The organism is Pseudomonas sp. QTF5, assembly GCF_000512695.2.
GTDB lineage: Bacteria > Pseudomonadota > Gammaproteobacteria > Pseudomonadales > Pseudomonadaceae > Aquipseudomonas.
On sequence record NZ_AZRW02000005.1, the window covers coordinates 112,181 to 136,132 of the forward strand.

Consider the following 23,952-nt stretch of genomic DNA (forward strand, 5'->3'; position numbering starts at 1 on the left):
TCCGGTCTGGCTTGGATAATGTGTAGATACCCATACTTTCCTGCATACGACGTCTAGCCCGGCTTTGCAGCCAGGCCACTTTAGACGACGTCAGAGGCTGATCACCCGTTGACGTAGCTCAATTACTGCCGGGGATCGCTCCTGCTGCTTCCTGGTCAAAAAACTCCGGAATCGGGTAGAGGAAGCTGTTCAGCCAACGCTGCATGGCCAGGTCACGTTCGGTGGCCGAAGCGGTTTGCAGTTTAGGGGAGGCAACTACGCCGCGACTCTGTAACACCAACCACTGCTCAGTGCCTTTTTGCTCCTTCGAAGAGGGGCCTGGTTCAATAGCCCAGGCACTGGTGGACAGGCAAGCCATGCACACGATCAACAGCCTCTTGGTATTCATTTCGACTCCTCGTACGTTTTACTTTGTCGCACGGGATGAGGCAGCGGCTACCTCAGTCCTGCGATTCCCCTCCGAAGCCGCCACTTTTTTAGCGGAGGCCTTGAGTTTTTCCGCGCGGCTTTGAGCCTCGGCGACTTGCTGGGGACTCAAGCTGGCACGGTTCGCGAGTTCGGCAGCCGACTTCCAGTTATCCTGATAGATCAGCAGCGTCACCAAATTGAGTGCCGCCAATGAATTGGACTGTTTGAGCTCCATGGCGGTCATGAACTCGAAGCGTGCTTCAGGGATACGTCGTTGATTGAGGTAGACGACCCCCAGGTCATTGCGCATCTTGTCGTCGGTGGGGGCCATCTTCACCGCACGCTCAAGGTGAGTGGTCGCGGTGGCGTAATCATTTTTGGCCGCGGCCAACTGGCCCAAGCCATGTTCCCCATCGGCGGCCAGACAGGTGCCGAGCAAGCTTTGATACAACGGCCCCGCCTCGTTACGCCCCATCAAGCGCAGCACCCGAGCCTTGCGCAGGCGAACCTGAACCAGGTTCTCGGGCAAACCTTCAAGATTCGCCAGGCTGGCATACAAACGGCCGTCGTTGGCCATGTTGTCGGCCAGACTCAGGGCCAACTCTTGATCCGAATCGGGCTTGGCACAGATAGCCGGTCGCGAAGACAAACCATTAGTGGCACACCCTGCGAGCATTAATGTCGCCATTATTGCAATGACTGCTTTCATCGAATGTCCTTTGGCTACAACACGTTGAACGCCAGGCCAATGGCAATAAAGCTGGCCTGGCAAGCGCTCAAGGTCACCGTTAGGAGTGAGGGCGAGGTAAGTCTGATTCAGGCTCATTGTGAGAGCCCGGAGCGACTGTCGAAATCGCCATTTTCGAGGAAGAACATGCGGTAGAAATTCGGGTCGTAATTGCGCAGCTGTTCGCCAGGCAATGACGGTAGTTGTGCGTTGGCAGCCAGTGGCTGGACCAGATGCGGGGTAACGATCATCAGCAGTTCACGCTCTTCACGGTTGACGCTGTTGTCGCGGAAGAACGCGCCCAGAATCGGGATATCGCCCAGTCCCGGAAACTTGTTCACCTGGGAATTGTTGCGGGTACTGATCAGGCCGCTGATGACGAAGCTTTCGCCGTCGGCCAGGGAGATGCTGGTGTCGGTACGGCGTATGGTCAGCGCTGGAACAATGGTGCCGGCGATGCTCACGGCGTTGGTGAAGTCCAGTTCACTGACTTCCGGTGCCACCTTCAGCGCGATACGGTTTTTCCCGACGATGGTCGGCGTCAGGGTCAGGCGGATACCGAATTCCTTGTACTCGATGGACACGTTATCGCTGCCGGAACTGGGCACTGGAATCGGCACTTCACCACCGGCCAGGAAGCTCGCACTCTGCCCACTGAGCGCGACCAGGCTTGGCCGTGCCAGGGTGTAGGCGAAACCGCTGCCTTCCAGTGCGTTGATCGACACTAGAGTATCGCTGGACGCAAAAGCGAAGTTGAACATGCCGTTGTTCACCGGCACCGACGGCGTGACAATGCCGTCGATGGAGGGAAAGGTTCTCGGCGAGCCGAACAGGAAGTTGCCCTGGCGGCCAAAAATCGAGGCATTGGCTTCCTTGAGTTTGGTCCGGCTGACTTCAACGAAGCGGATGTCGGTTTGCACCTGGATCGGCAACAGCGGGTCTTCGGAAGGCACTGTCGAGACGCTGGTCAGCGCCGAGGTGGCCTTGCCCTTGACGAACACCATGCTTTGGCGCGGTGTTTTCGAACAGGCGGTCCAGACCATCAGGCTGGTGGCCCCCGGCGCAAGGCCCGTGAGTATGAAGGCATTGCTGCCGCTGGGTTGCACGTCGGCGATTTTCGGATCGCCGACTGCCAGCTGTGTCACTGGGACGGGGACGCGCAGTTCATTCTGAAGCCCCTGACCGACCTCGAACGTTGCCGGCAAACTGTCCAGTTGGGAACAATTGGCCGGCGCGGCCTGAGCCGCATTCACGCTGAGGCCCGTCCAGAACAGGCCATGGATAATTCGCTTGAAAGCGGGCACGGTACGATAGCTCATTAAGTGCATCCTCGCTGAATAGGCCATCTTTGAGGCTAACTGGGTTGCCTCGGATCACTACAAGGGGCCTTGAGTGGCCCTCTACCCCGCCAGACCCCTGACTAATGGCCCCGGCAATATTCCGTGGTGCTACATGCAAACAGGTGCAATACGCTGGTCTGACTGAACAGCGAGCGACCTTCGCTAAAACGGTTTTTAGTGATCCAGATGCCTGAGTTGTCGACCCGAGCGATAGGCACAGGATCGACAGCAATAGCGGCTAAAGACGGCACTGTCCGCCGACCGGACTCCCCTAAAAAGCAACCGGCAATCAAAGCACAGAGCCGGAAAACGCTTGCCAGGACCATAGTGAGGTAACTCCTTTTGCCAATCCGCTATCTGATCGCTGAACCTAATGTGGTAATTCAAACCGTTATGTTTTCTTCTAGTTTGAAAGTAGTTCAAACAAGGCAAAGCGCCACGCATTGAACGAAAACTTTCCGTTCAAAGGGTGGAGATAGGCGGGTTGGAGGTGATGGAGCTGCACATGAGGCTGTTCGAGGAGGCGACTTCGGCGATTCTCGAGCGAACTTATTCGTCCTGTTGCTTGACCTGCGTGAACCAGACCACGCCAATGCCCCGGATAGTCGCCGTATTGCGGGCAACCTGGCCCTCAGCGTTGCAGCGCATCCCGCGAAACTCATGCCCGAAGTGACGTGACAGCAGATCGAGGCTTTTGCAATCGACGAAAATCGTGTTGTCCGAAAGCACTAACGCTTTGATTGCAATGCCTGCGTCACGCATGTCGCGGGTCAGGCCGTTAAAGACCGCCAACCTGGCCGGGAATTCCTCGGTAAGGATGCTCAGCGGCGGGGCTGACGGCGATGCTACGAGATACAGAACGGCCATGTCGCACCACGTCAGATAGTCAATAGAACCCGCGAACGCAGGTTCGTCGTCATCGCCCAAATGCTCAGTCCACGCTGTAGTGGACTGACAGCGTTCCCTTTTTCTGTGAAAGGGAAGTGATCGTGACCGTGCCCAAATCTTTCAGGCTCTGTACATGGGTGCCGCCGCAGCCGTAGGCGGGCAATTCACCGAAGCCGATTTCCCGGGCACCTTCGCGCAACGATGTCAGGCGCGGCAGATCATGGGCGATCCATTGTTCGATGCCGTGCTGAATCGTCTGGGTATCGACCTCCTGCGCACCGTCGCCCGGTTTGAACTGCACACGTCCTTCGTCCGGCCAGTGATGAGCCTTGGTCGGCATCCAGCCCATCGCCTGGACGAAATGACCAATCAGGTGCCCCGCCGAATGCATACGCGTATTGAACCGACGGCGTTGCTCGTCGACCCGAATCCGGGTCATGCCGGGTTTTACCGGGTGGTCGACGAAATGGATGATCCGGTCCGGATCCTGGACCACGCGCAGTACCTGGCTTTCGCCAATCCAACCGATATCCCAGGGTTGCCCGCCGCCTTGGGGATGAAACAGGGTGGAGTGCAGCACCACGGCGAATTCGTTCTCGTGGGGCGTGCAATCCAGGACTTCCACATCGGCCTTGAGGTCATCACTATGGAAAAAGAGGCGGAACGTCATATTTCATGCTCTTGTTAAAATTTCTGTCTTTATTATATGAACCCTGAAATTGCGTGATAATCCGTTCAACCATCAAAGGACTGTTGCGCTGTGAGCATAAATCTTCCCCTGCCGCTGCTCGGTGAAATGGCGATTTTTGTCAAGGTTGTCGAGACCGGCAGTTTCTCCGAAGCGGCACGCCAATTGGGCTCTTCACCCTCGGCGGTGAGTCGCAGCATTTCGCGGCTGGAGAAGGCGCTCGCCATGCGCCTGCTGCAACGAACCACACGCAAGCTACGTCTGAGCGACGGTGGCGAAGAGGTGTTCAAGCGTTGCCAGGAGATGGTCAGCGCCGCGAAGTCGGTGATGGAAATCAGCGGTCAATTTACCGATGAAGCAGAAGGACTGGTGCGTGTCAGCGTGCCCAAGGCCGTCGGGCGATTCGTGATTCATCCGCATATGCCGGAATTTCTGCGGCGTTATCCCAAAGTGAACGTGGAGTTGCTGCTCGAGGACCGCCAGGTAGATTTGATCGACGACAACGTCGACCTGGCGATCCGTATTACCGATCGCCCACCCGCGGGGCTGGTGGGGCGGCAGTTGTTGACCATCGATCATTTGCTCTGTGCAACGCCGCAGTACCTGGCCGAGCACGGCACACCGACTCACCCCCACGATTTGCTCAACCACAGCTGCATCTATCTGGGCGAAACCCCGAGTGATGCGCGCTGGAAATTCAAGAAGGGCACCAAGGCTGTGACTGTCGGCGTGCGTGGACGTTATGCCGCCAATCACACGGGCGTGCGACTAGGCGCAGTATTGCAACACATCGGAATCGGCAGCCTGCCGTATTTCACTGCCCGTTATGCGCTGGAACAAGGGCTGATCGTGCAAGTCCTGCCGGACTGGACTTTTCTGGCGTCCTACCACGGAGGCGCCTGGCTGCTGCATTCGCCAACCCGCTATCTACCGCCCAAGTTACGGGTGTTTATCGATTATCTGGTGGAATGCCAGGAGAAGGAGCCGACGCTGAGAAGACCGGGCAAGCCATAATGCAAAAAAAAAGGCCCGCATATTCAACCATGCGGGCCTTTTGCATTACTGACTGTGGGATCAGTGCTTGCTGTCCTGGTTCGACATCGCCAGCAGCTGTTTTTCCTGATTCCAGTCGAACGGTTCATCGTTCTGTTCGGCTTCGAAGCGACGCTCTTCAAGGGCCTGGTACAAGTCGATTTCATCATCGGGCATGTAATGCAGGCAGTCACCAGCGAAGTACCACAGCAGGTCGCGCGGGACTAGGTGGGCGATTTGCGGATAACGAGTGATCACCTGACACAGAATGTCCTGGCCCAGGTATTGGCTTTCGATCGGGTCGACCGGCAGCAGTGCACGCAGTTCGTCGAAGCGCTCCAGGAACAAGGCATGGCTTTCTTCGGGAACCTGTTCGGCCTCACCTACGGCGACCAGGATGCTGCGCAGGTGGTCGAGCAAGACGAGATGATCGGCAACGACATTGGACACGAGATAAGTCCTCAAGAGCAAAACGGGCGCGAGAGTATAAATCTCCTGCGCCCCTTTTTCACATGGTAAAGAGCCACATGGTAAAGAGCCACATGTAAAAGAGCCCCATGCAAGACACAGGGTCCGCCGGATCAGCGAACCTTGCCTTTGGCCAATACCAACTCCTTTGGATCGAAATCATCGACATCGATCACTTTGCGTCGTGCCACTTCTGACTCGCGCAAGGTCTGGGCTTCAAGCGGTTGCAAGACGCCAGCCTCCAGGGCGGCATCGATGGCAGATTCTCCGAGAGAGGGTTTGACCTGGCGACTTCTCAGTGCCGTATTGAGTTTTTTCTGTAGCGGCTTGGCAGCGTTCAACAAGTCGCAAGCGTGCTGCAGGGCGCCGACCGAATCTTCTGGTGATTGTGGGCGATAGCAACCTCCCAGTAATTCCTCAAGCGTTGGATCGCCCTTGGGACGGCCGATGACGGCTGCGACGTTGGCCGCCAATCTGTCCGACGGACCTCTGTGGCGACGACCGAACGGGAACACCATCACCCGCAGCAGGCATCCGAGTACCTTGTTCGGGAAGTTGGTCAGCAGTTCGTCCAGCGCACGTTCGGACTGGCCGAGGCTCTCTTCCATGGCCCAGGCGAATAGCGGCTGCATATGCTCGGGCGAATCGAGATCGTGGTAACGCTTGAGTGCGGCGGAGGCCAGATACAGGTAGCTGAGCACATCACCCAAACGTGCGGACAGCCGTTCGCGGCGCTTCAGTTCGCCGCCCAGCAGCATCATGCTCAGGTCTGCAAGCAGGGCAAAGGCCGCGGCTTGACGGTTGAGGGCGCGGAAGTAGCATTGGCTGAGCTTGTCCCCGGGCATGTGTTCGAAATGCCCGAGGCCGAGGTTCAGCACCAGGGTGCTGGCGGCGTTGCACACGGCAAAACCAATATGGTCGAGCAGCAGTGCGTCGAACTCGATCAATGCCTGTTGTTTGTCTTCGCGGTGGGCGAGGGCCATTTCCTTGAGCACGAACGGATGGCAGCGAATAGCGCCCTGGCCGAAGATCATCAAGTTGCGTGTCAGGATGTTCGCACCTTCGACCGTGACGGCAATGGGCGCACCTTGCCAGCCACGCGCCAGGTAATTGTTTGGCCCCATCATGATGGCCCTGCCGCCGTGAACATCCATGGCGTGGCTGATGCACTCGCGACCGCGTTCGGAGAGGTGGTATTTGATAATGGCCGAGGGCACCGACGGTTTTTCGCCGAGGTCGACCGCGTTGGCGGTGAGCATCCGTGCGCTGTCCATCAGCCAGGTACTGCCGCCGATCCGCGCCAGTGCTTCCTGAATACCCTCGAAGGCTGACAGCGGTGCGTTGAATTGTTCGCGAACCTGGGCATATTGGCCTGTCACCAGGCTGCTGAACTTGCCCGCAGCGGTACCGATGGCAGGCAGCGAAATGGAACGCCCGACCGACAGGCAGTTCATCAGCATCATCCAACCCTCGCCGAGCATCTCCTGACCGCCGATGATGAATTCCAGCGGTACGAACACGTCCTTGCCGGCATTCGGACCGTTCATGAAGGCAGCGCCCAACGGCAGGTGACGGCGACCGATTTCTACACCGGGGGTCTGGGTTGGGACCAAGGCGAGGCTGATCCCCAGGTCGACTTTGTCGCCCAGCAGATGGTCCGGGTCATAAGCCTTGAAGGCCAGGCCAATCAAGGTCGCCACCGGGCCGAGGGTGATATAGCGTTTTTCCCAGTTCAGACACAGGCCGAGGGTTTCCTTGCCTTCCCATTCACCTTTGCAGATCACCCCGGTGTCGGTCATCCCGCCGACGTTGGAGCCCGCCATCGGACCCGTCAGGGCAAAGCAGGGGATATCGTCGCCGCGTGCCAGCCGTGGCAGGTAATGATTGCGCTGTTCGTCGGTGCCGTAATGCAGCAGCAGTTCCGCCGGGCCGAGGGAGTTGGGCACCATGACGGTCGAGGCCAGGTCGCCGCTGCGGGTGGCCAGTTTCATCGCCACTTGGGAGTGGGCATAGGCCGAGAAGCCTTTGCCACCGTACTCTTTGGGGATGATCAGGGCAAAAAAGCCATGTTGTTTAATGTGATCCCAAGCCTGGGGCGGCAGATCCATCAACTGGGCGATCTGCCAATCGCTGACCATGGCGCAGAGCTCTTCGGTCGGGCCATCGATGAACGCTTGTTCCTCTTCGCTCAGTTGCGCTTTGGGATAGGACAGCAACTTGTTCCAGTCAGGCCGACCGCTGAACAGCTCGCCGTCCCACCAGACCGTGCCGGCTTCAATGGCTTCACGTTCGGTTTGCGACATCGGCGGCAGGTTTTTTTGAAACCAGCCGAATATTGGTGCCGTGAAGAGTTTTCGGCGCAGATCCGGCAGCAACAGGAAAGCGGTCACCACCGCGAACACCACCCAGAAAATCAGCATTAGCCAGATGGGGGCATGGCTGAAGATGCCCATCGCCAGCAGATAGGCCGCAATGATGGCCAAGGCGGGCAGAGGCGCGGTGCGGCGATGTGCCAGGTAGGCAATCCCGACCACCAGAACCAGTATCCACAACAGCAGCATATTCAATTCTCCATGAAGCCAAGGGCAAAACCACTTTCAGAGCTTAGACGGCATCCATAAAAGTGGGGGGCAGACCGATAGGTCTGTGTTTGTAGGAAGCAACGGTTGAAACTCGTCAGTTATTTCGAGGGCGGACGGTTAAGTGCTTTTGTAGACAGCGCGGCAAACGCTGATATTTGGCCGAAACGTCGTTATCTCTGTGCTGAAGGTGTCGCTAGACTCGTCGCTTCCCCCAGGAGATTGTTCCCATGCACGCATGTCTGAGCCCCGGCCGCTTCATCGACAGTGACCATCCCTCGGTGGTGGAGTTCGCCGAAAAACACCGTGGCGTCGGGCGCGATCCGCTCAAGCAGGCAATCAATCTCTATTACGCGGTGCGCGAGGCCGTGCGCTACAACCCTTACACCTTCAGCCGCGATCCAGAGACCTTGCGCGGCAGCTATGCGCTGGCGGCAGGGGAGAGTTATTGCGTGCCCAAAGCCACGCTGCTCGCAGGTGCAGCCCGGCATTGCGGGATCCCGGCGCGTATCGGTCTGGCAGATGTGCGCAATCACCTGTCGACGCCGCGTCTGCTCGAATTGCTCAAAAGCGATGTGTTCGCCATGCACGGTTACACCGAGTTCTATCTGAACGATCGTTGGGTCAAAGCTACACCGGCGTTCAATCAACAACTCTGCGAACTGTTCAATGTCGCGCCGCTGGAATTCGACGGGATCAACGACAGCGTGTTCCATCCCTTCAACCGTGACGGCGAGCAGTTGATGGAATACCTGATCGATCACGGCCAGTTCACCGATGTGCCTGAAGCATTCTTTTTTGAACACCTGGAAAAGTGCTATCCGCATCTGTTCGACGAGCAACTGCCGGTGCTGCTGGGTGACATGCAGAGCGATTTGAGTCGCGCCTGATCCGGCGTATGCTGCCTGCGCATTCATCCAAAAAGGGGCGGTCATGCTGAAGATCTGGGGTCGGAAAAATTCGTCGAATGTCAGGAAGCCGTTGTGGGCGGCCGAAGAACTGGGCCTGGCCTATGAAGCCATCGATGCCGGCGGCGCCTTTGGCGTGGTCGACACGCCTGAGTACCGTGCGATGAATCCCAACGGCCGGGTGCCGGTGATCGAAGACGACGGTTTTGTGCTGTGGGAATCCAACACCATCGTCCGTTATCTGATGGCCCGTCATGTCAGCGATACGGCCTGGTATCCGACAGACCTGCAGGCCCGTGCCTCTGCCGAAAAGTGGATGGACTGGACCACCTCAAGTTTTGCCGCCCCGTTCCGCACGGTGTTCTGGGGCGTGTTGCGCACCCCGGAAGACCAGCAGGACTGGCAGGCCATCAAGGCCGCGATCACGGAGTGCGACGATCTGCTGTCGATGGCCGATCAAGCGCTGGCGGCCAAACCGTACCTGTCCGGCGATGAAATCGGCATGGGCGACATTCCCCTGGGCAGTTTCATTTATGCCTGGTTCGAGATGCCGATCGAGCGCGCGCCGCAGCCTCATTTGCAGGCCTGGTACGAGCGCCTGAAACAGCGTCCGGCGTATCGCAAAGCCGTCATGACTGCGTTGACTTAATACTCACTATCGACACGCTTGACTGTACTTGTGCGGCAGCGACAAGCACCATTGCGCTCATGCGCCGCGGTTGCATTGCTCGCCGCCCGCCCTTATTTATTCCTTTCTTCCCTTCTTGGTGCGTAAATCCGATATGAGTTCCGCTCTGTCCATCCGGCAGCTAACCAAAACCTACGGCAACGGTTTCCAGGCCTTGAGTGGTATCGATCTGGACGTCGCCGAAGGTGACTTTTTCGCCTTGCTCGGCCCTAACGGCGCCGGCAAATCCACGACCATCGGCATTCTCTCGACCCTGGTGAACAAGACCAGCGGAACGGTGAATATCTTCGGTCACGACCTGGACAGGAATCCTGCGCAGCTCAAGCGCTCCATCGGCGTGGTGCCTCAGGAGTTCAATTTCAACCAGTTCGAAAAGACGTTCGACATTGTCGTGACCCAGGCCGGCTACTACGGCATCCCGGCGAAAATCGCCAAGGAACGCGCCGAGCAGTACCTGACCCAATTAGGCCTGTGGGACAAGCGCGATGTGCCGTCGCGCTCCCTGTCCGGCGGCATGAAGCGCCGACTGATGATCGCCCGAGCGCTGGTTCACGAACCGCGCCTGCTGATCCTCGACGAACCGACGGCGGGGGTGGACATCGAATTGCGTCGCTCGATGTGGACCTTCCTCACCGAACTGAACAAAAAAGGCATCACCATCATCCTCACCACCCACTATCTGGAAGAGGCTGAGCAGTTGTGCCGCAACATCGGCATCATCGACCACGGCACCATTGTCGAGAACACCAGCATGAAGCAGTTGCTCAGCCAACTGCATGTCGAAACCTTCCTGCTGGATATGAAGAACACCTTGCAAGTGGCTCCGCAGTTGCTCGGTTACCCGGCCAGACTGATCGATAGTCATACCCTGGAAGTTCAGGTCGACAAGGCCATGGGCATTACCGCGCTGTTCACCCAATTGGCGCAGCAGAACATCGAAGTGTTGAGCCTGCGTAACAAAACCAATCGCCTCGAGGAGTTGTTCGTGTCCCTGGTGGAGAAGAATCTGTCGAAGGTGGCGGTATGAGTTCCGAGCTGCAACCCAACCTCGTTGCCCTCAATACCATCGTCTACCGTGAGGTCAAGCGCTTCACCCGGATCTGGCCGCAGACCCTGCTACCGCCGGCCATCACCATGGTTTTGTACTTCGTGATTTTCGGCAATCTGATCGGCCGACAGATAGGCGACATGGGTGGCTTCACTTACATGGAGTACATCGTGCCGGGGCTGATCATGATGTCGGTGATCACCAACTCCTACGGCAACGTGGTATCGAGTTTCTTTGGCAGCAAGTTCCAGCGTTCCATCGAAGAATTGATGGTATCGCCGGTGTCGCCGCATACGATTCTGATCGGCTACACCCTGGGCGGTGTGCTGCGCGGGTTGATGGTCGGGATCATCGTGACCCTGCTGTCGCTGTTCTTTACTCAATTGCAGGTGCATCACCTGGGCGTGACCGTTCTGGTGGTGGTGCTGACGGCGACGATCTTCTCGTTGCTGGGTTTCATCAACGCGGTATTTGCGCGCAACTTCGATGATATCTCGATCATCCCGACGTTCGTGCTGACGCCGCTGACGTACCTGGGCGGGGTGTTCTACTCGATCAGTTTGCTGCCACCGTTCTGGCAGACCGTGTCGCTGGCCAACCCGGTGCTGCACATGGTCAACGCCTTCCGTTACGGCATTCTTGGTGTGTCGGACATCAGGATCAGTGTGGCGATCACCTTTATGCTGATTGCGACTGTTGTGTTGTACATCGGCTGTGCGCGGTTGCTGGTGAGTGGGCGTGGGATGCGTACCTAAAGGCGACCGAGTCGCCTGCTTCGCGAGCAAGCCCGCTCCCACACTGGATCTGCTGCGAACACATTATCTATGAGCACCAGCGAATTAATGTGGGAGCGGGCTTGCTCGCGAAGGCGTCAGTCCAGGCACCCGGAATAAATAGTACCTCTCCAAAAAACGGCCTCCCAAGTGGAGGCCGTTTTACATTCTTACATTCGACTTTTCTTGCGCCGCTTCCACTGCCGACTCACCCACCAGCGCCAGTACATCATCACCAGGCAATAAGCGAGAGCTCCCAACACCAACCCCATGACCACCGAGCCGAGCAAGAACGGTTGCCACAGGCTCGAAAGTTCGCCGCTGATCCATTCCCAGGTCAACTCATCCGGCAGGCTGCGGGCGGGAACATCCATCAACCATGCGCCGGTCTGGTAAGTACAGAAGAACACCGCCGGCATGGTGATCGGGTTGGTCAGCCAGACCAGGCTGACGGCAATCGGCATGTTGCCGCGCACCACAATCGCAAGGATGGCCGCCACCAGCATCTGCAATGGAATCGGCAGGAACGCCGCGAACAGGCCGACCGCCATGGCCCGCGCGACGGAGTGGCGATTGAGATGCCAGAGGTTCGGGTCATGCAGCAGGGTGCCGAGAAAGCGTAAGGATTTGTGTTCCCTGATGCTGGTCGGGTCTGGCATGTAACGTTTGAATAAGCGCCGGGGCATAAGGCTTCTCGGTCGGTTCAGGCGACAAGTATGTCTGGATTCTACGAACCGCCCATTCAGACTTTGTGACAATTGATAACGACGTACGTGCGGTACACCGGCTAAGCATAGGAAGGGACTCTCAAGGACGGGCTTATGCGCACAGGGATGATGGCGCTGGCGTTGGGTCTGCTGGCCCTGCGTTTTTTACCGGCATTACCGCCGACAGGGTTGTGGCTGTTGTTACCGGTAGCGGGTTTGATGTTGCTGCCGTTTCGCACCTTTCCCGTGGCATTTTTGCTGTTCGGTTTCAGTTGGGCATGCGCGAATGCACAGTGGGCACTGAATGATCGCCTGGCGCTGAATCTCGATGGCGAGACTCGCTGGCTCGAAGGTCGTGTGACCGGGTTGCCGCAGCAGGCCGAGGGGGTGGTGCGTTTCGAGCTGACGGGCAGTCAGTCGCGTCGCACCAATCTGCCTCGGCACCTGCGCCTGGCCTGGTATGGCGGGCCTCCGGTCAACAGCGGCGAGCATTGGCGGCTGGCTGTCAAATTGAAGCGTCCTGCCGGGTTGCTCAACCCGCATGCGTTCGATTACGACGCCTGGTTACTGGCCCAACGCATCGGTGCCACCGGGAACGTCAAGGACGGCCAGCGAATCAGGGAAGCGCAGTGGGCCTGGCGTGATGGCATCCGTCAGCGTCTGCAGGCCGTGGATGCCCAGGGGCGAACGGGGGCGCTGACGGCGTTGGTGCTGGGGGATGGCGCCGGGCTGAGTCGTGAGGACTGGCAGGTGCTGCAAGACACCGGCACCGTGCATCTGTTGGTGATTTCCGGACAGCACATCGGTTTGCTGGCGGGAGTGGTGTATCTGCTGATTGCCGGATTGGCGCGTTATGGTTTGTGGCCCCAGCGCTTGCCGTGGCTGCCATGGGCGTGCGGACTGGCGTTCGCGGCGGCGCTCGGTTATGGGCTGCTGGCCGGCTTCGAAGTGCCGGTGCGGCGGGCCTGCCTGATGATCGGGCTGGTGCTGTTGTGGCGACTACGGTTTCGTCACCTCGGCGCATGGTGGCCGCTGTTGCTGGCGCTTGATGGTGTTCTGCTGCTGGACCCACTGGCGAGCCTGCAACCGGGTTTCTGGTTGTCCTTTGCGGCAGTCGCGGTGCTGATTTTCACTTTTGGCGGGCGATTGGGGCCGTGGCGCTGGTGGCAAACCTGGACCCGTGCCCAATGGCTGATCGCGATCGGTCTGTGCCCGCTGCTGTTGGTGCTGGGGTTGCCGATCAGTCTCAGCGGGCCGCTGGCCAATTTGCTGGCGGTGCCCTGGATCAGTCTGGTGGTCCTGCCGCCGGCCTTGCTCGGGACACTGTTGTTGCCCGTTCCTTATGTGGGCGAAGGGTTGTTGTGGTTGGCCGGCGGTCTGATCGACCTTCTGTTCAAGGGGTTGGCGTTGATAGCCGGGCAATTGCCCGCGTGGGTGCCGGTGGCGGTACCGTTGTGGGTATGGGCGATCGGTACGCTGGGGGCCTTTGTGCTATTACTGCCGCGAGGCGTGCCATTACAACCGTTGGGCTGGCCGATGTTGCTGTTGCTGGTTTTTGCGCCCCGGCACACGTTGCCTGAAGGCATGGCCGAGGTCTGGCAGCTGGATGTCGGCCAAGGGTTGGCAATCCTGGTGCGCACCCGCCATCACACTTTGCTGTATGACGCCGGCCCACGGTTCGGCGACATCGACCTGGGGGAGCGGGTGGTGCTGCCATCCTTGCGCAAACTGGGCGTGAACGGACTCGATCTGATGCTGATCAGCCATGCCGATGCCGATCATGCCGGCGGTGCGCGAGCAATTGCCAGCGCAATACCGGTGAAGCAAGTATTGAGTGGCGATCACCTGGCCCTGCCAGGCGAACTGCACGCCGAGGGTTGCGAGAGCGGTCAGCAATGGACCTGGGACGGGGTGAGGTTTCAACTCTGGCAGTGGCCGTCTGCCAGCGACAGCAATCAGAAATCCTGCGTGTTGCAGATCGAAGCCAACGGCGAGCGATTGCTGCTGACCGGCGACATCGATGCCGCAGCCGAGCGGGCGCTGCTCGACGGTCCATTGGCGGTGCCGACGGATTGGCTGCAGGCCCCGCACCATGGCAGTCGCAGTTCATCTTCGATGGCGTTGCTCAGCACCTTGCAGCCCAAAGCGGTGCTGATCTCCCGTGGTAACGGCAATTCTTTCGGCCATCCCCATCCCACGGTCGTGGCGAGGTATCAAAAACGCGGTGTGGCGATCTACGACAGCGCCAAGCAAGGTGCCATTCGTCTGCAACTGGGACGCTTCGCGCCGCCGTGGACGATGCTTCAAGAACGGCGCTTCTGGCGCGATCCGCCACCATCCAGCCAGTAACCCGAACTATCGAAGCCCGACCGGATGCGACATCGCGGTCTTCGGTGCGTCCACCCCCTATGTTAGAGTGGCGCACTTTTTCGAGGGGACTGTCACTGTGTGGGAATTGGTCAAATCCGGCGGTTGGATGATGCTGCCGATCATCCTGAGTTCCATCGCGGCCATGGCGATCGTCGCCGAGCGTCTATGGACCCTGCGTGCCAGCCGCGTGACCCCGGAGCACTTGCTCGGGCAGGTCTGGGTCTGGATCAAGGACAAACAACTCAATAAAGAAAAACTCAAGGAACTGCGCGCCAATTCTCCGTTGGGCGAGATCCTGGCCGCCGGTCTGGCGAACTCCAGGCATGGTCGTGAGATCATGAAAGAGTGCATCGAAGAGGCCGCAGCGCGGGTGATTCACGAGCTCGAACGCTACATCAATGCCCTCGGCACCATTGCCGCCATGGCCCCGTTGCTGGGTTTGCTGGGTACGGTACTGGGCATGATCGATATTTTCAGTGCGTTCATGGGCACGGGCATGGGCACCAACGCCTCGGTGCTGGCCGGGGGTATTTCCAAGGCGCTGATCACCACCGCCGCAGGTCTGATGGTCGGCATACCGGCCGTGTTCTTCCACCGCTTCCTGCAACGCCGCATAGATGAGCTGGTGGTGGGCATGGAGCAGGAAGCGATCAAGTTGGTCGAAGTGGTACAGGGCGATCGCGACGTGGATCTGGCTGAGGGTAAAGCGTGAAATTCCGTCGTAAACCGCGGGAAACGATAGACATCAACCTCGCGTCGTTGATCGACGTAGTGTTTATCCTGCTGCTGTTTTTCGTTGTGACCACCACCTTCACCCGTGAAACCCAGTTGCGCGTCGACTTGCCGGAAGCAGTCAGCGGTTCCCCGGCCGAGGACCAGCAGGCCAAGCAACTAGACATCGCCATCAGCGCCGAGGGGGTGTTCTCGGTCAACAACCACTTGTTGCCCAAGAATGACCTGACCAGCCTGATGGAAGCGCTGCAGAAAGAATCCAATGGCGACACCAATATGCCGCTGTCCATCAGCGCTGATGGCAAGACCCCCCATCAGTCCGTCATCACTGCGATGGACGCTGCCGGCAAGCTCGGTTTCAGTCACTTGCGCATGACCACTGTCGAGGCGGCGCCGGCGTCCTGATGGCCATGTCCGATCGATTGCTCGCTGCATGGTACGAAGGCCATCCGGCATTGAAGCTGTTGCAGCCGCTTGAATGGCTGTATCGGCGTGTGGTCACCGGCAAGCGCAAGCGCTTTTTGGCGGGCGAGGGCGAGATCTACCAACCGCCGGTGCCGCTGATCGTGGTCGGCAACATCACGGTGGGCGGCACCGGCAAGACGCCGTTGATCCTGTGGATGATCCAGCATTGCCAGCGCAACGGTCTGCGGGTCGGGGTGGTCAGCCGTGGTTACGGTGCAAAACCATCACAATTGCCGTGGCGAGTCGAGGCGGATCAAGGCGCGGATGTGGCGGGCGATGAGCCGTTGTTGATCGTTCAGCGCACCGGCGTGCCGCTGATGATCGACCCGGACCGCAGCCGCGCGGTCAAAGCCTTGCTGGCGAGTGAGCCGCTGGACCTGATCCTCTCCGACGACGGCATGCAGCATTACCGGTTGGCCCGGGATCTGGAACTGGTGCTGATCGATGCCGCCCGAGGGCTGGGCAACCAGCGTTGCCTGCCGGCCGGGCCATTGCGCGAACCGATCGAGCGTCTGCAAAGCGTCGATGCGGTGCTTTACAACGGCGCTACGGCCGACCGCATCGACGGTTTTGCCTTCCAGCTGCAACCCACGGCGCTGGTCAATTTGCAAAGCGGCGAACGCCGGTCTCTCGAGCACTTTCCCGCAGGTCAGGCGCTGCATGCCGTGGCGGGCATCGGCAATCCCCAGCGTTTCTTCACGACCCTCGAAACGCTACACTGGCGGCCAGTGCCCCATGCGTTTGCCGACCACGCCGAGTACAGCGTGCAGGCGTTGAATTTCACCCCGTCATTGCCAGTGGTGATGACGGAAAAGGACGCGGTGAAGTGCCGTGCCTTCGCCGCCGCCGATTGGTGGTACCTGACGGTCGATGCTGTGCCATCGCCGGCCTTCGTGGCCTGGTTCGATACGCAGTTGATGCGCCTGGTGCCGGCTCGTCTTTTGCCTTAACTCCGTTTCTATCCAGGGAATGTACATGGACACCAAATTGCTCGACATCCTCGCTTGCCCGGTCTGCAAAGGTCCGCTCAAGCTCAGCGCCGACAAAACCGAGCTGATCAGCAAGGGCGCCGGCCTCGCGTACCCGATTCGCGACGGCATCCCGGTGATGCTCGAAAGCGAAGCGCGCACCCTGACCACCGACGAGCGTCTGGACAAATGACTACACCTTTTACCGTTGTCATTCCCTCGCGTTTTGCCTCCACCCGTTTGCCGGGCAAACCCCTGCTGCTGATCGCCGGCAAGCCGATGATTCAGCACGTCTGGGAACAGGCGAGCAAAAGCAGCGCCCAACGAATCGTTGTGGCCACTGACGATGCGCGCATCATCGAGGCCTGCAGAGGTTTTGGTGCCGAAGTGGTGCTGACTCGCGAAGATCATAATTCCGGCACAGATCGTCTGGCCGAAGTCGCCGCGAAACTGAGCCTGGCCCCGGACGCCATCGTGGTCAACGTTCAGGGCGACGAGCCGTTGATTCCGCCGAGCGTGATCGATCAGGTTGCTGCCAATCTGGCGACCCACACCGAGGCGCGCATGGCCACCCTGGCCGAGCCGATTGAAGATGTGGAAACCCTGTTCAATCCCAACGTGGTCAAAGTGGTCAGCGACCTCAATGGTCTGGCGCTGACGTTCAGTCGTGCCACCTTGCCGTGGGCCCGGGATGCGTTCGCCAAGAGCCGCGAGCAATTGCCGGAAGGCGTGCCGTATCGCCGTCACATTGGAATTTATGCTTATCGCGCCGGTTTCCTGCAGGACTTCGTCTCCTGGGGCCCATGCTGGCTGGAGAACACCGAGTCTCTGGAACAACTGCGGGCGCTCTGGCATGGCGTGCGAATTCATGTCGCTGATGCATTGATCGCGCCGCCCACCGGCGTCGATACCATTGAAGACCTCGAGCGCGTTCGTCGCTTGCTGGAGGCCTGATGCGGGTTCTGTTCGTCTGCCTGGGCAATATCTGCCGTTCCCCCACGGCCGAAGGCGTGTTGCGGCACAAACTGCGTGAGGCAGGGTTGGCCGATCAAGTCGAGGTGGCTTCCGCTGGCACCGGTGACTGGCACGTCGGCAAGGCCCCGGACAAGCGCAGCCAGGCCGCGGCCAAGTTGCGCGGTTATGACCTGTCCGCCCAGCGCGCGCAGCAAGTCAGCCGTGCCGATTTCGCCACCTACGACCTGATTCTGGCGATGGATAACAGCAACCTGCGCCACCTCAAGGCCCTGCAACCGGCCAAGAGCAAGGCCGAACTGGACCTGTTCCTGCGTCGCTACCAGTCGCAAATCGATGAAGTGCCGGATCCTTATCACGACAGCGACCAAGGGTTCGAAACGGTACTGGACATGATCGAGCGCGCCAGCGATTTGCTGGTGATCGAATTGAAGGGCCGGTTATGAGTTTGCAGGTGCAATCCGAGGTTTCGCTCAAGCCGTTCAACAGTTTTGGCGTGGACGTTCAGGCCCGGTTGTTTGCCGAGGCCCATAGCGATGCCGACGTGCGCGAAGCCCTGGCCTATGGGGTGGAACATGATGTACCTGTGCTGGTGATTGGTGGCGGCAGCAATTTGCTGCTGACCGCTGATGTCCAGGCACTGGTGCTGCGCATGACCACACGCGGGATTCGTGTACTGAGCGATGACGGCAACCAGGTGGTGATCGAAGCCGAGGCGGGCGAGCCGTGGCATCCGTTTGTGCAACACACCTTGGCGCAAGGGTTGTCGGGGCTGGAAAATCTCAGCCTGATTCCCGGCACCGTGGGCGCGGCACCGATGCAGAACATCGGCGCTTACGGCGTCGAGATAAAAGACGTTTTTGCGGGCCTGACGGCGCTCGATCGCCAGACCGGCGAGTTGCGGGACTTCACGCTGGCCGAGTGCAACTTCGCCTACCGTGACAGCCTGTTCAAACAGGAGCCGGGGCGTTGGTTGATCCTGCGGGTGCGTTTCACCCTCAATCGCACCGCGCACCTGCATCTGGAATACGGCCCGGTTCGCCAGCGCCTGACGTCGCTGGGCATCGATCACCCGACGCCCACCGATGTCAGTCAGGCCATTTGCAGCATTCGCAACGAAAAACTCCCGGACCCGGCGGTGCTCGGCAATGCCGGCAGCTTCTTCAAGAATCCGTTGATACCAGCCGCACTCGTGGCGCAACTCAAGGGTGAATACCCGGATCTGGTGGCGTATGCGCAACCCGATGGGCAAATGAAGCTGGCGGCGGGCTGGCTGATCGAACGGGCCGGCTGGAAAGGCTTTCGCGACGGTGATGCCGGTGTGCACAAATTACAGGCACTGGTGCTGGTCAACTACGGCGCCGCAACGGGCCTGCAATTGCTGAACCTGGCACAACGCATTCAAAAAGACATTTCAGAACGTTTCCACGTCGACCTGGAAATGGAGCCCAATCGGTATTGAGGCTACGCTTTCACGGCTGATTCCAAAGCCCTGCACATCTTCAAATGTGCAGGGCTTTTTTGTTAATGCTGGGTTAACTTAGCTACCTAACGATGCAAGCATTTGCTCCACCAAAGGCCCGGTGCAGACGTTGCTGTCCGCATAAGAGAGCCCATTAGCCTGAGTCGATCTGCGTGAAGGAACCCACGCGGCAGATTGCTCGACCCCATAACCTCTATAACTATGCGGGCGTGCCCATGATTACCCTGAAACTCAATGGACAAGATCATCAACTCGATGTCACCGAGGACATGCCGCTGCTCTGGGCGATCCGTGACGTGGCCGGTTACAACGGCACCAAATTCGGTTGCGGCATGGGCCTGTGTGGCGCCTGCACCATTCATATCGATGGCGCGCCTGCCCGCAGTTGCATCACGCCGATCGGCTCGGTAGTCGGCCAGAATGTCACCACCATCGATAACCTTCACGCCGACCCGGTTGGCAAAGTCGTTCAGCAAGCCTGGCTCGACAGCGCCGTGGCGCAGTGCGGATATTGCCAGGGCGGGCAAATCATGTCGGCCACTGCGTTACTGAAAACCAACCCGAACCCCAGCGACGCGCAGATTGAAGAGGCGATGGTCGGCAACATTTGCCGTTGCGGCACCTACAATCGAATCAAGACCGCTATTCGTCAGGCATCCACTCACCTGAAGGAGGTCAAGGCATGAGTCAGCTACCGAATGATTTTGCGCTGAGCAATCTGAGCAACCTCAGCCGCCGCGGTTTCCTCAAAGGTGTGGGCGCTACCAGTGCGCTGGTGCTGGCCGCCAGTTGGGGCTGGCAGGATGCGCTTGCCGCCGAAAAAGACAAGAAGTTCGGCGCTGACGGCATGCCCAACGGCTGGATCGATGATCCCAAGGTTTACGTCAGCATCGCCGCCGATGGCAGCGTGACCGTGGTCTGCAACCGCTCGGAAATGGGCCAGGGCGTGCGCACCAGTCTGACCATGGTAGTAGCCGATGAGCTGGACGCCGACTGGGCGCTGGTCAAAGTGCAACAGGCGCCGGGCGACGAAGTGCGTTTCGGCAATCAGGACACCGACGGTTCGCGCAGCATGCGTCATTGGTACGAGCCGATGCGCCGTTGCGGTGCTGCCGCGCGGACCATGCTTGAGCAAGCCGCCGCCGCGCAATGGAAAGTGCCGGTCGGCGAGTGCCGTGCCCAATTGCATAGAGTCATTCACCAACCGACCGGTCGTGAACTGGGCTACGGCGCGTTAGCCGCTGCTGCCAGCGCATTGGCAGTACCGGCCCGCGACAGCCTGCGACTCAAGCAGCCATCGGAATTCCGTTATATCGGCAAGGAAGGCACAAAGGCTATCGACGGTGCGGACATCGTCAACGGCCGTGCAGTTTACGGCGCCGATGTACATTTTGACGGCATGCTCTTCGCCACCATCGCGCGTCCAGCGGTCTATGGCGGCAAGGTCAAATCCTTCGATGCCAGCGCTGCGATGAAAGTCCCGGGCGTAATCAAAGTCCTGCCAGTCGAAAGCCGTCCAATGCCGTCCGAATTCCAGCCGCTGGGTGGTGTGGCCGTGGTAGCCAGCAATACCTGGGCTGCAATCAAGGGCCGCGACGCGCTGAAAATCGAGTGGGATGACGGCCCCAACGCCAGTTACGACTCGATCGCCTACCGCAAGGAAATTGAAGCCGCCGCTCTCAAACCCGGCAAAGTGGTGCGCAATACTGGCAGCATCGACCAGGCCATGAGCAGTGCCGACAGCACCCTCGAAGCCTCTTACTACCTGCCGCACCTGGCGCAATCGCCGATGGAACCGATGGTCGCCATCGCCCGTTTCAAGGACGGCATATGCGAAGCCTGGGCGCCAAGCCAGGCCCCGCAAGTCACCCGCGAACGGATTGGTGAGCGCCTCGGCATTCCATTCGATAACGTCACGTTCCACGTCACCTTGCTCGGCGGCGGTTTCGGTCGCAAATCCAAGCCGGACTTCATCATCGAAGCGGCGATCCTGGCCAAGGAGTTCCCCGGTAAGGCAGTACGGGTGCAATGGACCCGTGAAGACGACATCCACAATTCCTATTTCCACACCGTGTCGGCCGAATACCTGAAGGCCAGCCTGAACAAGGATGGCTTGCCGTCCGGCTGGCTGCACCGCACGGTGGCGCCGAGCATCACTGCGCTGTTTGCACCGGGGATGAACCATCAGGCGGCTTTCGAGCTGGGCCTGGGCTTCACCAACATGGCTTACGCGATTCCCAACGTGCGCCTGGAAAACCCTGAAGCGACGGTCCATACCCGGGTCGGCTGGTATCGCTCGGTGTCGAACATTCCCCACGGCTTTGCGATTCAGAGCTTTGTCGATGAGCTGGCACACAAGGCCGGCCAGGATCCGCTCGAGTACCAGATCAAACTGCTCGGCCCGGACAGATCGATCGATCCGCGCACTTTGAGTGAAGAGTGGAACTACGGCGAATCTCCCGAGCGTTATCCTATCGATACCGCACGGATGCGCACCGTGCTGGAAACCGCCGCCAAAGCGGCCGGTTGGGGGCGTGAGATGCCCAAAGGTCGAGGCTTGGGCCTGGCGGTGCATTACAGTTTTGTCACTTATGTGGCGGCGGTGATCGAGGTTGAAGTCAAAGACGATGGCACGTTGATCGTGCACAAGGCCGACATCGCCGTGGATTGCGGCCCGCAGATCAACCCTGAGCGGATTCGCTCGCAGTTCGAAGGTGCCTGCGTCATGGGCCTGGGCAACGCGGTGCTGGGGGAAATCAGCTTCAAGGACGGCAAGGTTCAGCAGGACAATTTCCACATGTACGAAGTGGCGCGCATGTCCCTGGCGCCGAAAGAAGTCGCCGTGCACTTGGTCACGCCACCGGGCAACGTGCCGTTGGGCGGTGTCGGTGAGCCGGGCGTGCCACCGATTGCGCCAGCGCTGTGCAACGCGATCTTTGCTGCCACCGGCAAGCGTATCCGTAACCTGCCGGTGCGCTATCAGCTGCAAGGCTGGCAGAAGGCGCACGCCTGATGGACAGCGTCGATCTGAACGTCCTGCGCAGCGTGCTGGAATGGCGCCGCGCCGGTCAGCGGGTGATGTTGTACAGCGTGGTTCAGACCTGGGGCACCGCGCCCCGGGCACCTGGCGCGATGCTGGCCTTGCGTGAAGACGGCGTGGTGATTGGCTCGGTGTCCGGTGGCTGTGTCGAGGATGACCTGATTGCCCGGCTGCACGATGGCCGTATCCCGGCCGATGGGCCGCCGGTGCAGTTGATTACCTATGGCGTCACCCGTGAGGAGGCCGCACGGTTTGGTTTGCCATGCGGCGGCACATTGCGCCTGACCGAAGAGCGCGTCGGCGATCCCACGTGGGTCGCCGAATTGCTGGCGCGCTGCGAGGCCCATGAAATCGTTGCGCGTGAGCTGGATCTGACGACCGGTGACGTGGTTTTGCAGGCGGCGAGCAAGACCGATGCGCTGGTGTTTGACGGGCAGACCTTGCGCGCCATTTATGGTCCGCGCTGGCGGCTGTTGCTGATCGGTGCCGGCCAATTGTCGCGCTACGTTGCCGAAATGGCGCGGCTGCTGGATTTCGAAGTGCTGATCTGTGATCCACGCACCGAGTTCGTCTACGGCTGGGAAGAGCAGCACGGTCGCTTCGTCCCGGGCATGCCCGATGAAGCGGTGCTGAGCATCCAGACCGACGAGCGCACGGCCATTGTCGCCCTGACCCACGATCCGCGCCTGGATGACATGGCGCTGCTCACGGCCCTGGACTCCAAGGCGTTTTATGTCGGTGCGTTGGGTTCGCGGGTCAATAGCCAGAAGCGCCGGGACAACCTGGCTCAGCTAGGCTTGTCACAACAGGCCATCGAGCGTTTGCACGGCCCGATCGGTTTGCACATCGGCAGCCATACGCCGGCGGAAATCGCCTTGTCGCTGCTGGCCGAGATTGTGGCGATCAAGAACGGCGTCGAGCTGAAACTGAAGAGGCCGTTGCAGGAGGATGTATGAGCGACCCCATCGGCGTTATCGTTCTGGCCGCCGGGCAGAGCAGTCGGTTTCGACAGGTAGCGGGTGACGATAAGGACAAGCTGCTGGTGGACTGCACGGCTCGTGACGGCGTGACCGTGCATTCGGTGATCGAACAGGTGCTGGTGAATTTGCCCACCGTGCTTGAGAAGCGCGTGCTGGTGACCACGGCGGATCGTCCGCAAGTCATTCGCATGGCTCAGGCTTATGGTTGCGAGATTGTGCGGATCGAGTCGACCGGCCTGGGCGACAGCATTGCGGCGGGTGTGGCGGCGTGCTCGCAACTCGGCGGCTGGCTGATCGTGCTCGGGGATATGCCGTTTATCCTGCCGTCCAGCATCGAGCAGGTTGTTGCGAATATTGCGGAGGATGCTATCAGCGTGCCGGTGTATGAAGGGCAATATGGGCATCCGGTGGGGTTTGGGCGAAGTTTTGGTTCCGGATTGATGGCGTTGACCGGTGATCACGGCGCCAAGTCGCTGTTCGCACAGGCGAGGGTGGTCGAGGTGGCGGTGGAGGATCCGGGTGTGTTGTGGGATGTGGATGTGCCTGATGCATTGACCTTTAAGTAGCCTTGGCGCAGATCCAATGTGGGAGCGGGCTTGCTCGCGAAAGCGGTTTAACATTCAACATCTATGCAAGCTGGCCCACCGCTTTCGCGAGCAAGCCCGCTCCCACAGGGGATGTGTGTTGG

Annotated in this window: 25 protein-coding genes; 17 read left to right on the forward strand and 8 right to left on the reverse strand. The window is 59.6% G+C overall.

Annotated elements, in window-relative coordinates; translation table 11 throughout:
- Positions 1 to 118: 118 nt before the first annotated feature.
- The 5 genes from IC37_RS05920 to IC37_RS05945 all read right to left on the reverse strand — a co-directional run bounded on the left by IC37_RS05920 (position 119) and on the right by IC37_RS05945 (position 4,033).
- Positions 119 to 388 carry a DUF3613 domain-containing protein gene (locus tag IC37_RS05920; RefSeq protein ID WP_030131937.1) on the reverse strand — a complete coding sequence of 90 codons (270 nt, stop codon included), beginning with the start codon at positions 386 to 388 and terminating at the stop codon, positions 119 to 121.
- Positions 389 to 406: 18 nt separating this feature from the next.
- Positions 407 to 1,117 carry a tetratricopeptide repeat protein gene (locus IC37_RS05925; protein WP_030131938.1) on the reverse strand — a complete coding sequence of 237 codons (711 nt, stop codon included), beginning with the start codon at positions 1,115 to 1,117 and terminating at the stop codon, positions 407 to 409.
- 113 nt (positions 1,118 to 1,230) lie between these two features.
- Positions 1,231 to 2,454, reverse strand: a complete 1,224-nt coding sequence (locus tag IC37_RS05930) for a type II and III secretion system protein family protein (protein WP_030131939.1) — start codon at positions 2,452 to 2,454, stop codon at positions 1,231 to 1,233.
- A gap of 570 nt (positions 2,455 to 3,024) precedes the next feature.
- Positions 3,025 to 3,402: a hypothetical protein gene (locus IC37_RS05940; protein WP_256580674.1), complete on the reverse strand. Its 378-nt coding sequence runs from the start codon at positions 3,400 to 3,402 to the stop codon at positions 3,025 to 3,027.
- A 4-nt stretch (positions 3,403 to 3,406) separates the two neighbouring features.
- Positions 3,407 to 4,033, reverse strand: a complete 627-nt coding sequence (locus IC37_RS05945; protein WP_030131941.1) for a serine-tRNA(Ala) deacylase AlaX — start codon at positions 4,031 to 4,033, stop codon at positions 3,407 to 3,409.
- Positions 4,034 to 4,123: 90 nt separating this feature from the next.
- Between IC37_RS05945 and IC37_RS05950 the strand changes: the two genes are divergently transcribed.
- Positions 4,124 to 5,065, forward strand: a complete 942-nt coding sequence (locus tag IC37_RS05950) for a LysR family transcriptional regulator (protein ID WP_030131942.1) — start codon at positions 4,124 to 4,126, stop codon at positions 5,063 to 5,065.
- Between the two features lie 60 nt (positions 5,066 to 5,125).
- Here the strand turns inward: IC37_RS05950 and IC37_RS05955 are convergent, their stop codons facing one another.
- The gene (locus IC37_RS05955) at positions 5,126 to 5,533 is read right to left on the reverse strand and encodes a PA2817 family protein (RefSeq protein ID WP_007905217.1); all 408 of its coding nucleotides are present in this window, start codon (positions 5,531 to 5,533) and stop codon (positions 5,126 to 5,128) included.
- Positions 5,534 to 5,664: 131 nt separating this feature from the next.
- Positions 5,665 to 8,112: an acyl-CoA dehydrogenase gene (locus IC37_RS05960; protein ID WP_030131943.1), complete on the reverse strand. Its 2,448-nt coding sequence runs from the start codon at positions 8,110 to 8,112 to the stop codon at positions 5,665 to 5,667.
- A 248-nt stretch (positions 8,113 to 8,360) separates the two neighbouring features.
- On the opposite strand from IC37_RS05960, the gene IC37_RS05965 reads away from it, so the two are divergent.
- The 4 genes from IC37_RS05965 (at position 8,361) to IC37_RS05980 (ending at position 11,529) form a co-directional block, all read left to right on the forward strand.
- Positions 8,361 to 9,020 carry a transglutaminase-like domain-containing protein gene (locus tag IC37_RS05965; protein WP_030131944.1) on the forward strand — a complete coding sequence of 220 codons (660 nt, stop codon included), beginning with the start codon at positions 8,361 to 8,363 and terminating at the stop codon, positions 9,018 to 9,020.
- 43 nt (positions 9,021 to 9,063) lie between these two features.
- Entirely contained in the window at positions 9,064 to 9,687 is a 624-nt protein-coding gene (locus IC37_RS05970) for a glutathione S-transferase family protein (protein WP_030131945.1), read from the forward strand.
- 133 nt (positions 9,688 to 9,820) lie between these two features.
- A complete protein-coding gene (locus IC37_RS05975) occupies positions 9,821 to 10,753 on the forward strand; it encodes an ABC transporter ATP-binding protein (RefSeq protein WP_030131946.1) in 933 nt (310 codons plus the stop codon).
- Positions 10,750 to 11,529, forward strand: coding sequence for an ABC transporter permease (locus tag IC37_RS05980; protein ID WP_030131947.1), 780 nt, complete (start codon positions 10,750 to 10,752; stop codon positions 11,527 to 11,529). Before IC37_RS05975 ends, IC37_RS05980 begins: the two co-directional genes overlap by 4 nt.
- Positions 11,530 to 11,717: 188 nt before the next feature.
- Here IC37_RS05980 and IC37_RS05985 read toward each other — a convergent pair whose 3' ends face one another.
- Positions 11,718 to 12,233, reverse strand: a complete 516-nt coding sequence (locus IC37_RS05985; protein ID WP_030131948.1) for a DUF2062 domain-containing protein — start codon at positions 12,231 to 12,233, stop codon at positions 11,718 to 11,720.
- Positions 12,234 to 12,368: 135 nt separating this feature from the next.
- On the opposite strand from IC37_RS05985, the gene IC37_RS05990 reads away from it, so the two are divergent.
- From IC37_RS05990 to IC37_RS06045, 12 genes are all read left to right on the forward strand, one after another.
- Positions 12,369 to 14,603, forward strand: coding sequence for a DNA internalization-related competence protein ComEC/Rec2 (locus IC37_RS05990; protein WP_030131949.1), 2,235 nt, complete (start codon positions 12,369 to 12,371; stop codon positions 14,601 to 14,603).
- 97 nt (positions 14,604 to 14,700) lie between these two features.
- Complete coding sequence (locus IC37_RS05995) at positions 14,701 to 15,336, forward strand: MotA/TolQ/ExbB proton channel family protein (protein ID WP_008067747.1); 636 nt, start codon at positions 14,701 to 14,703, stop codon at positions 15,334 to 15,336.
- Entirely contained in the window at positions 15,333 to 15,761 is a 429-nt protein-coding gene (locus tag IC37_RS06000; protein ID WP_030131950.1) for a biopolymer transporter ExbD, read from the forward strand. Before IC37_RS05995 ends, IC37_RS06000 begins: the two co-directional genes overlap by 4 nt.
- A complete protein-coding gene (lpxK, locus tag IC37_RS06005; RefSeq protein ID WP_030131951.1) occupies positions 15,761 to 16,771 on the forward strand; it encodes a tetraacyldisaccharide 4'-kinase in 1,011 nt (336 codons plus the stop codon). The genes IC37_RS06000 and lpxK overlap by 1 nt, the downstream gene beginning before the upstream one ends.
- A 25-nt stretch (positions 16,772 to 16,796) precedes the next feature.
- A complete protein-coding gene (locus IC37_RS06010; protein WP_003179363.1) occupies positions 16,797 to 16,982 on the forward strand; it encodes a Trm112 family protein in 186 nt (61 codons plus the stop codon).
- A complete protein-coding gene (kdsB, locus tag IC37_RS06015) occupies positions 16,979 to 17,743 on the forward strand; it encodes a 3-deoxy-manno-octulosonate cytidylyltransferase (RefSeq protein ID WP_030131952.1) in 765 nt (254 codons plus the stop codon). Before IC37_RS06010 ends, kdsB begins: the two co-directional genes overlap by 4 nt.
- Positions 17,743 to 18,207 (forward strand): low molecular weight protein-tyrosine-phosphatase, encoded by a 465-nt coding sequence (locus IC37_RS06020; RefSeq protein WP_030131953.1) that lies wholly within the window; start codon positions 17,743 to 17,745, stop codon positions 18,205 to 18,207. Before kdsB ends, IC37_RS06020 begins: the two co-directional genes overlap by 1 nt.
- A complete protein-coding gene (murB, locus tag IC37_RS06025; protein ID WP_030131954.1) occupies positions 18,204 to 19,223 on the forward strand; it encodes a UDP-N-acetylmuramate dehydrogenase in 1,020 nt (339 codons plus the stop codon). Before IC37_RS06020 ends, murB begins: the two co-directional genes overlap by 4 nt.
- 236 nt (positions 19,224 to 19,459) lie before the next feature.
- On the forward strand, positions 19,460 to 19,930 hold the full coding sequence (locus tag IC37_RS06030) for a (2Fe-2S)-binding protein (RefSeq protein ID WP_030131955.1): 471 nt from the start codon (positions 19,460 to 19,462) through the stop codon (positions 19,928 to 19,930).
- Entirely contained in the window at positions 19,927 to 22,257 is a 2,331-nt protein-coding gene (locus tag IC37_RS06035) for a xanthine dehydrogenase family protein molybdopterin-binding subunit (protein ID WP_030131956.1), read from the forward strand. Before IC37_RS06030 ends, IC37_RS06035 begins: the two co-directional genes overlap by 4 nt.
- The gene (locus IC37_RS06040) at positions 22,257 to 23,240 is read left to right on the forward strand and encodes an XdhC family protein (protein ID WP_030131957.1); all 984 of its coding nucleotides are present in this window, start codon (positions 22,257 to 22,259) and stop codon (positions 23,238 to 23,240) included. Before IC37_RS06035 ends, IC37_RS06040 begins: the two co-directional genes overlap by 1 nt.
- The gene (locus IC37_RS06045; RefSeq protein WP_030131958.1) at positions 23,237 to 23,830 is read left to right on the forward strand and encodes an NTP transferase domain-containing protein; all 594 of its coding nucleotides are present in this window, start codon (positions 23,237 to 23,239) and stop codon (positions 23,828 to 23,830) included. The genes IC37_RS06040 and IC37_RS06045 overlap by 4 nt, the downstream gene beginning before the upstream one ends.
- Positions 23,831 to 23,952 lie beyond the last annotated feature (122 nt).

Bases quoted from the DNA above. Each gene is read 5' to 3' on its own strand.
- IC37_RS05970 (WP_030131945.1), top strand. From the start codon at position 9,064: ATGCTGAAGATCTGGGGTCGGAAAAATTCGTCGAATGTCAGGAAGCCG.
- IC37_RS06040 (WP_030131957.1), top strand. From the start codon at position 22,257: ATGGACAGCGTCGATCTGAACGTCCTGCGCAGCGTGCTGGAATGGCGC.
- IC37_RS05985 (WP_030131948.1), bottom strand. From the start codon at position 12,233: ATGCCCCGGCGCTTATTCAAACGTTACATGCCAGACCCGACCAGCATC.
- IC37_RS05975 (WP_030131946.1), top strand. From the start codon at position 9,821: ATGAGTTCCGCTCTGTCCATCCGGCAGCTAACCAAAACCTACGGCAAC.
- IC37_RS05980 (WP_030131947.1), top strand. From the start codon at position 10,750: ATGAGTTCCGAGCTGCAACCCAACCTCGTTGCCCTCAATACCATCGTC.
- IC37_RS06045 (WP_030131958.1), top strand. From the start codon at position 23,237: ATGAGCGACCCCATCGGCGTTATCGTTCTGGCCGCCGGGCAGAGCAGT.
- IC37_RS06010 (WP_003179363.1), top strand. From the start codon at position 16,797: ATGGACACCAAATTGCTCGACATCCTCGCTTGCCCGGTCTGCAAAGGT.
- IC37_RS05930 (WP_030131939.1), bottom strand. From the start codon at position 2,454: ATGAGCTATCGTACCGTGCCCGCTTTCAAGCGAATTATCCATGGCCTG.
- lpxK (WP_030131951.1), top strand. From the start codon at position 15,761: ATGGCCATGTCCGATCGATTGCTCGCTGCATGGTACGAAGGCCATCCG.
- kdsB (WP_030131952.1), top strand. From the start codon at position 16,979: ATGACTACACCTTTTACCGTTGTCATTCCCTCGCGTTTTGCCTCCACC.
- IC37_RS05920 (WP_030131937.1), bottom strand. From the start codon at position 388: ATGAATACCAAGAGGCTGTTGATCGTGTGCATGGCTTGCCTGTCCACC.
- IC37_RS05965 (WP_030131944.1), top strand. From the start codon at position 8,361: ATGCACGCATGTCTGAGCCCCGGCCGCTTCATCGACAGTGACCATCCC.
- IC37_RS05990 (WP_030131949.1), top strand. From the start codon at position 12,369: ATGCGCACAGGGATGATGGCGCTGGCGTTGGGTCTGCTGGCCCTGCGT.
- IC37_RS06030 (WP_030131955.1), top strand. From the start codon at position 19,460: ATGATTACCCTGAAACTCAATGGACAAGATCATCAACTCGATGTCACC.
- IC37_RS05945 (WP_030131941.1), bottom strand. From the start codon at position 4,033: ATGACGTTCCGCCTCTTTTTCCATAGTGATGACCTCAAGGCCGATGTG.
- murB (WP_030131954.1), top strand. From the start codon at position 18,204: ATGAGTTTGCAGGTGCAATCCGAGGTTTCGCTCAAGCCGTTCAACAGT.
- IC37_RS06020 (WP_030131953.1), top strand. From the start codon at position 17,743: ATGCGGGTTCTGTTCGTCTGCCTGGGCAATATCTGCCGTTCCCCCACG.
- IC37_RS06035 (WP_030131956.1), top strand. From the start codon at position 19,927: ATGAGTCAGCTACCGAATGATTTTGCGCTGAGCAATCTGAGCAACCTC.
- IC37_RS05925 (WP_030131938.1), bottom strand. From the start codon at position 1,117: ATGAAAGCAGTCATTGCAATAATGGCGACATTAATGCTCGCAGGGTGT.
- IC37_RS05960 (WP_030131943.1), bottom strand. From the start codon at position 8,112: ATGCTGCTGTTGTGGATACTGGTTCTGGTGGTCGGGATTGCCTACCTG.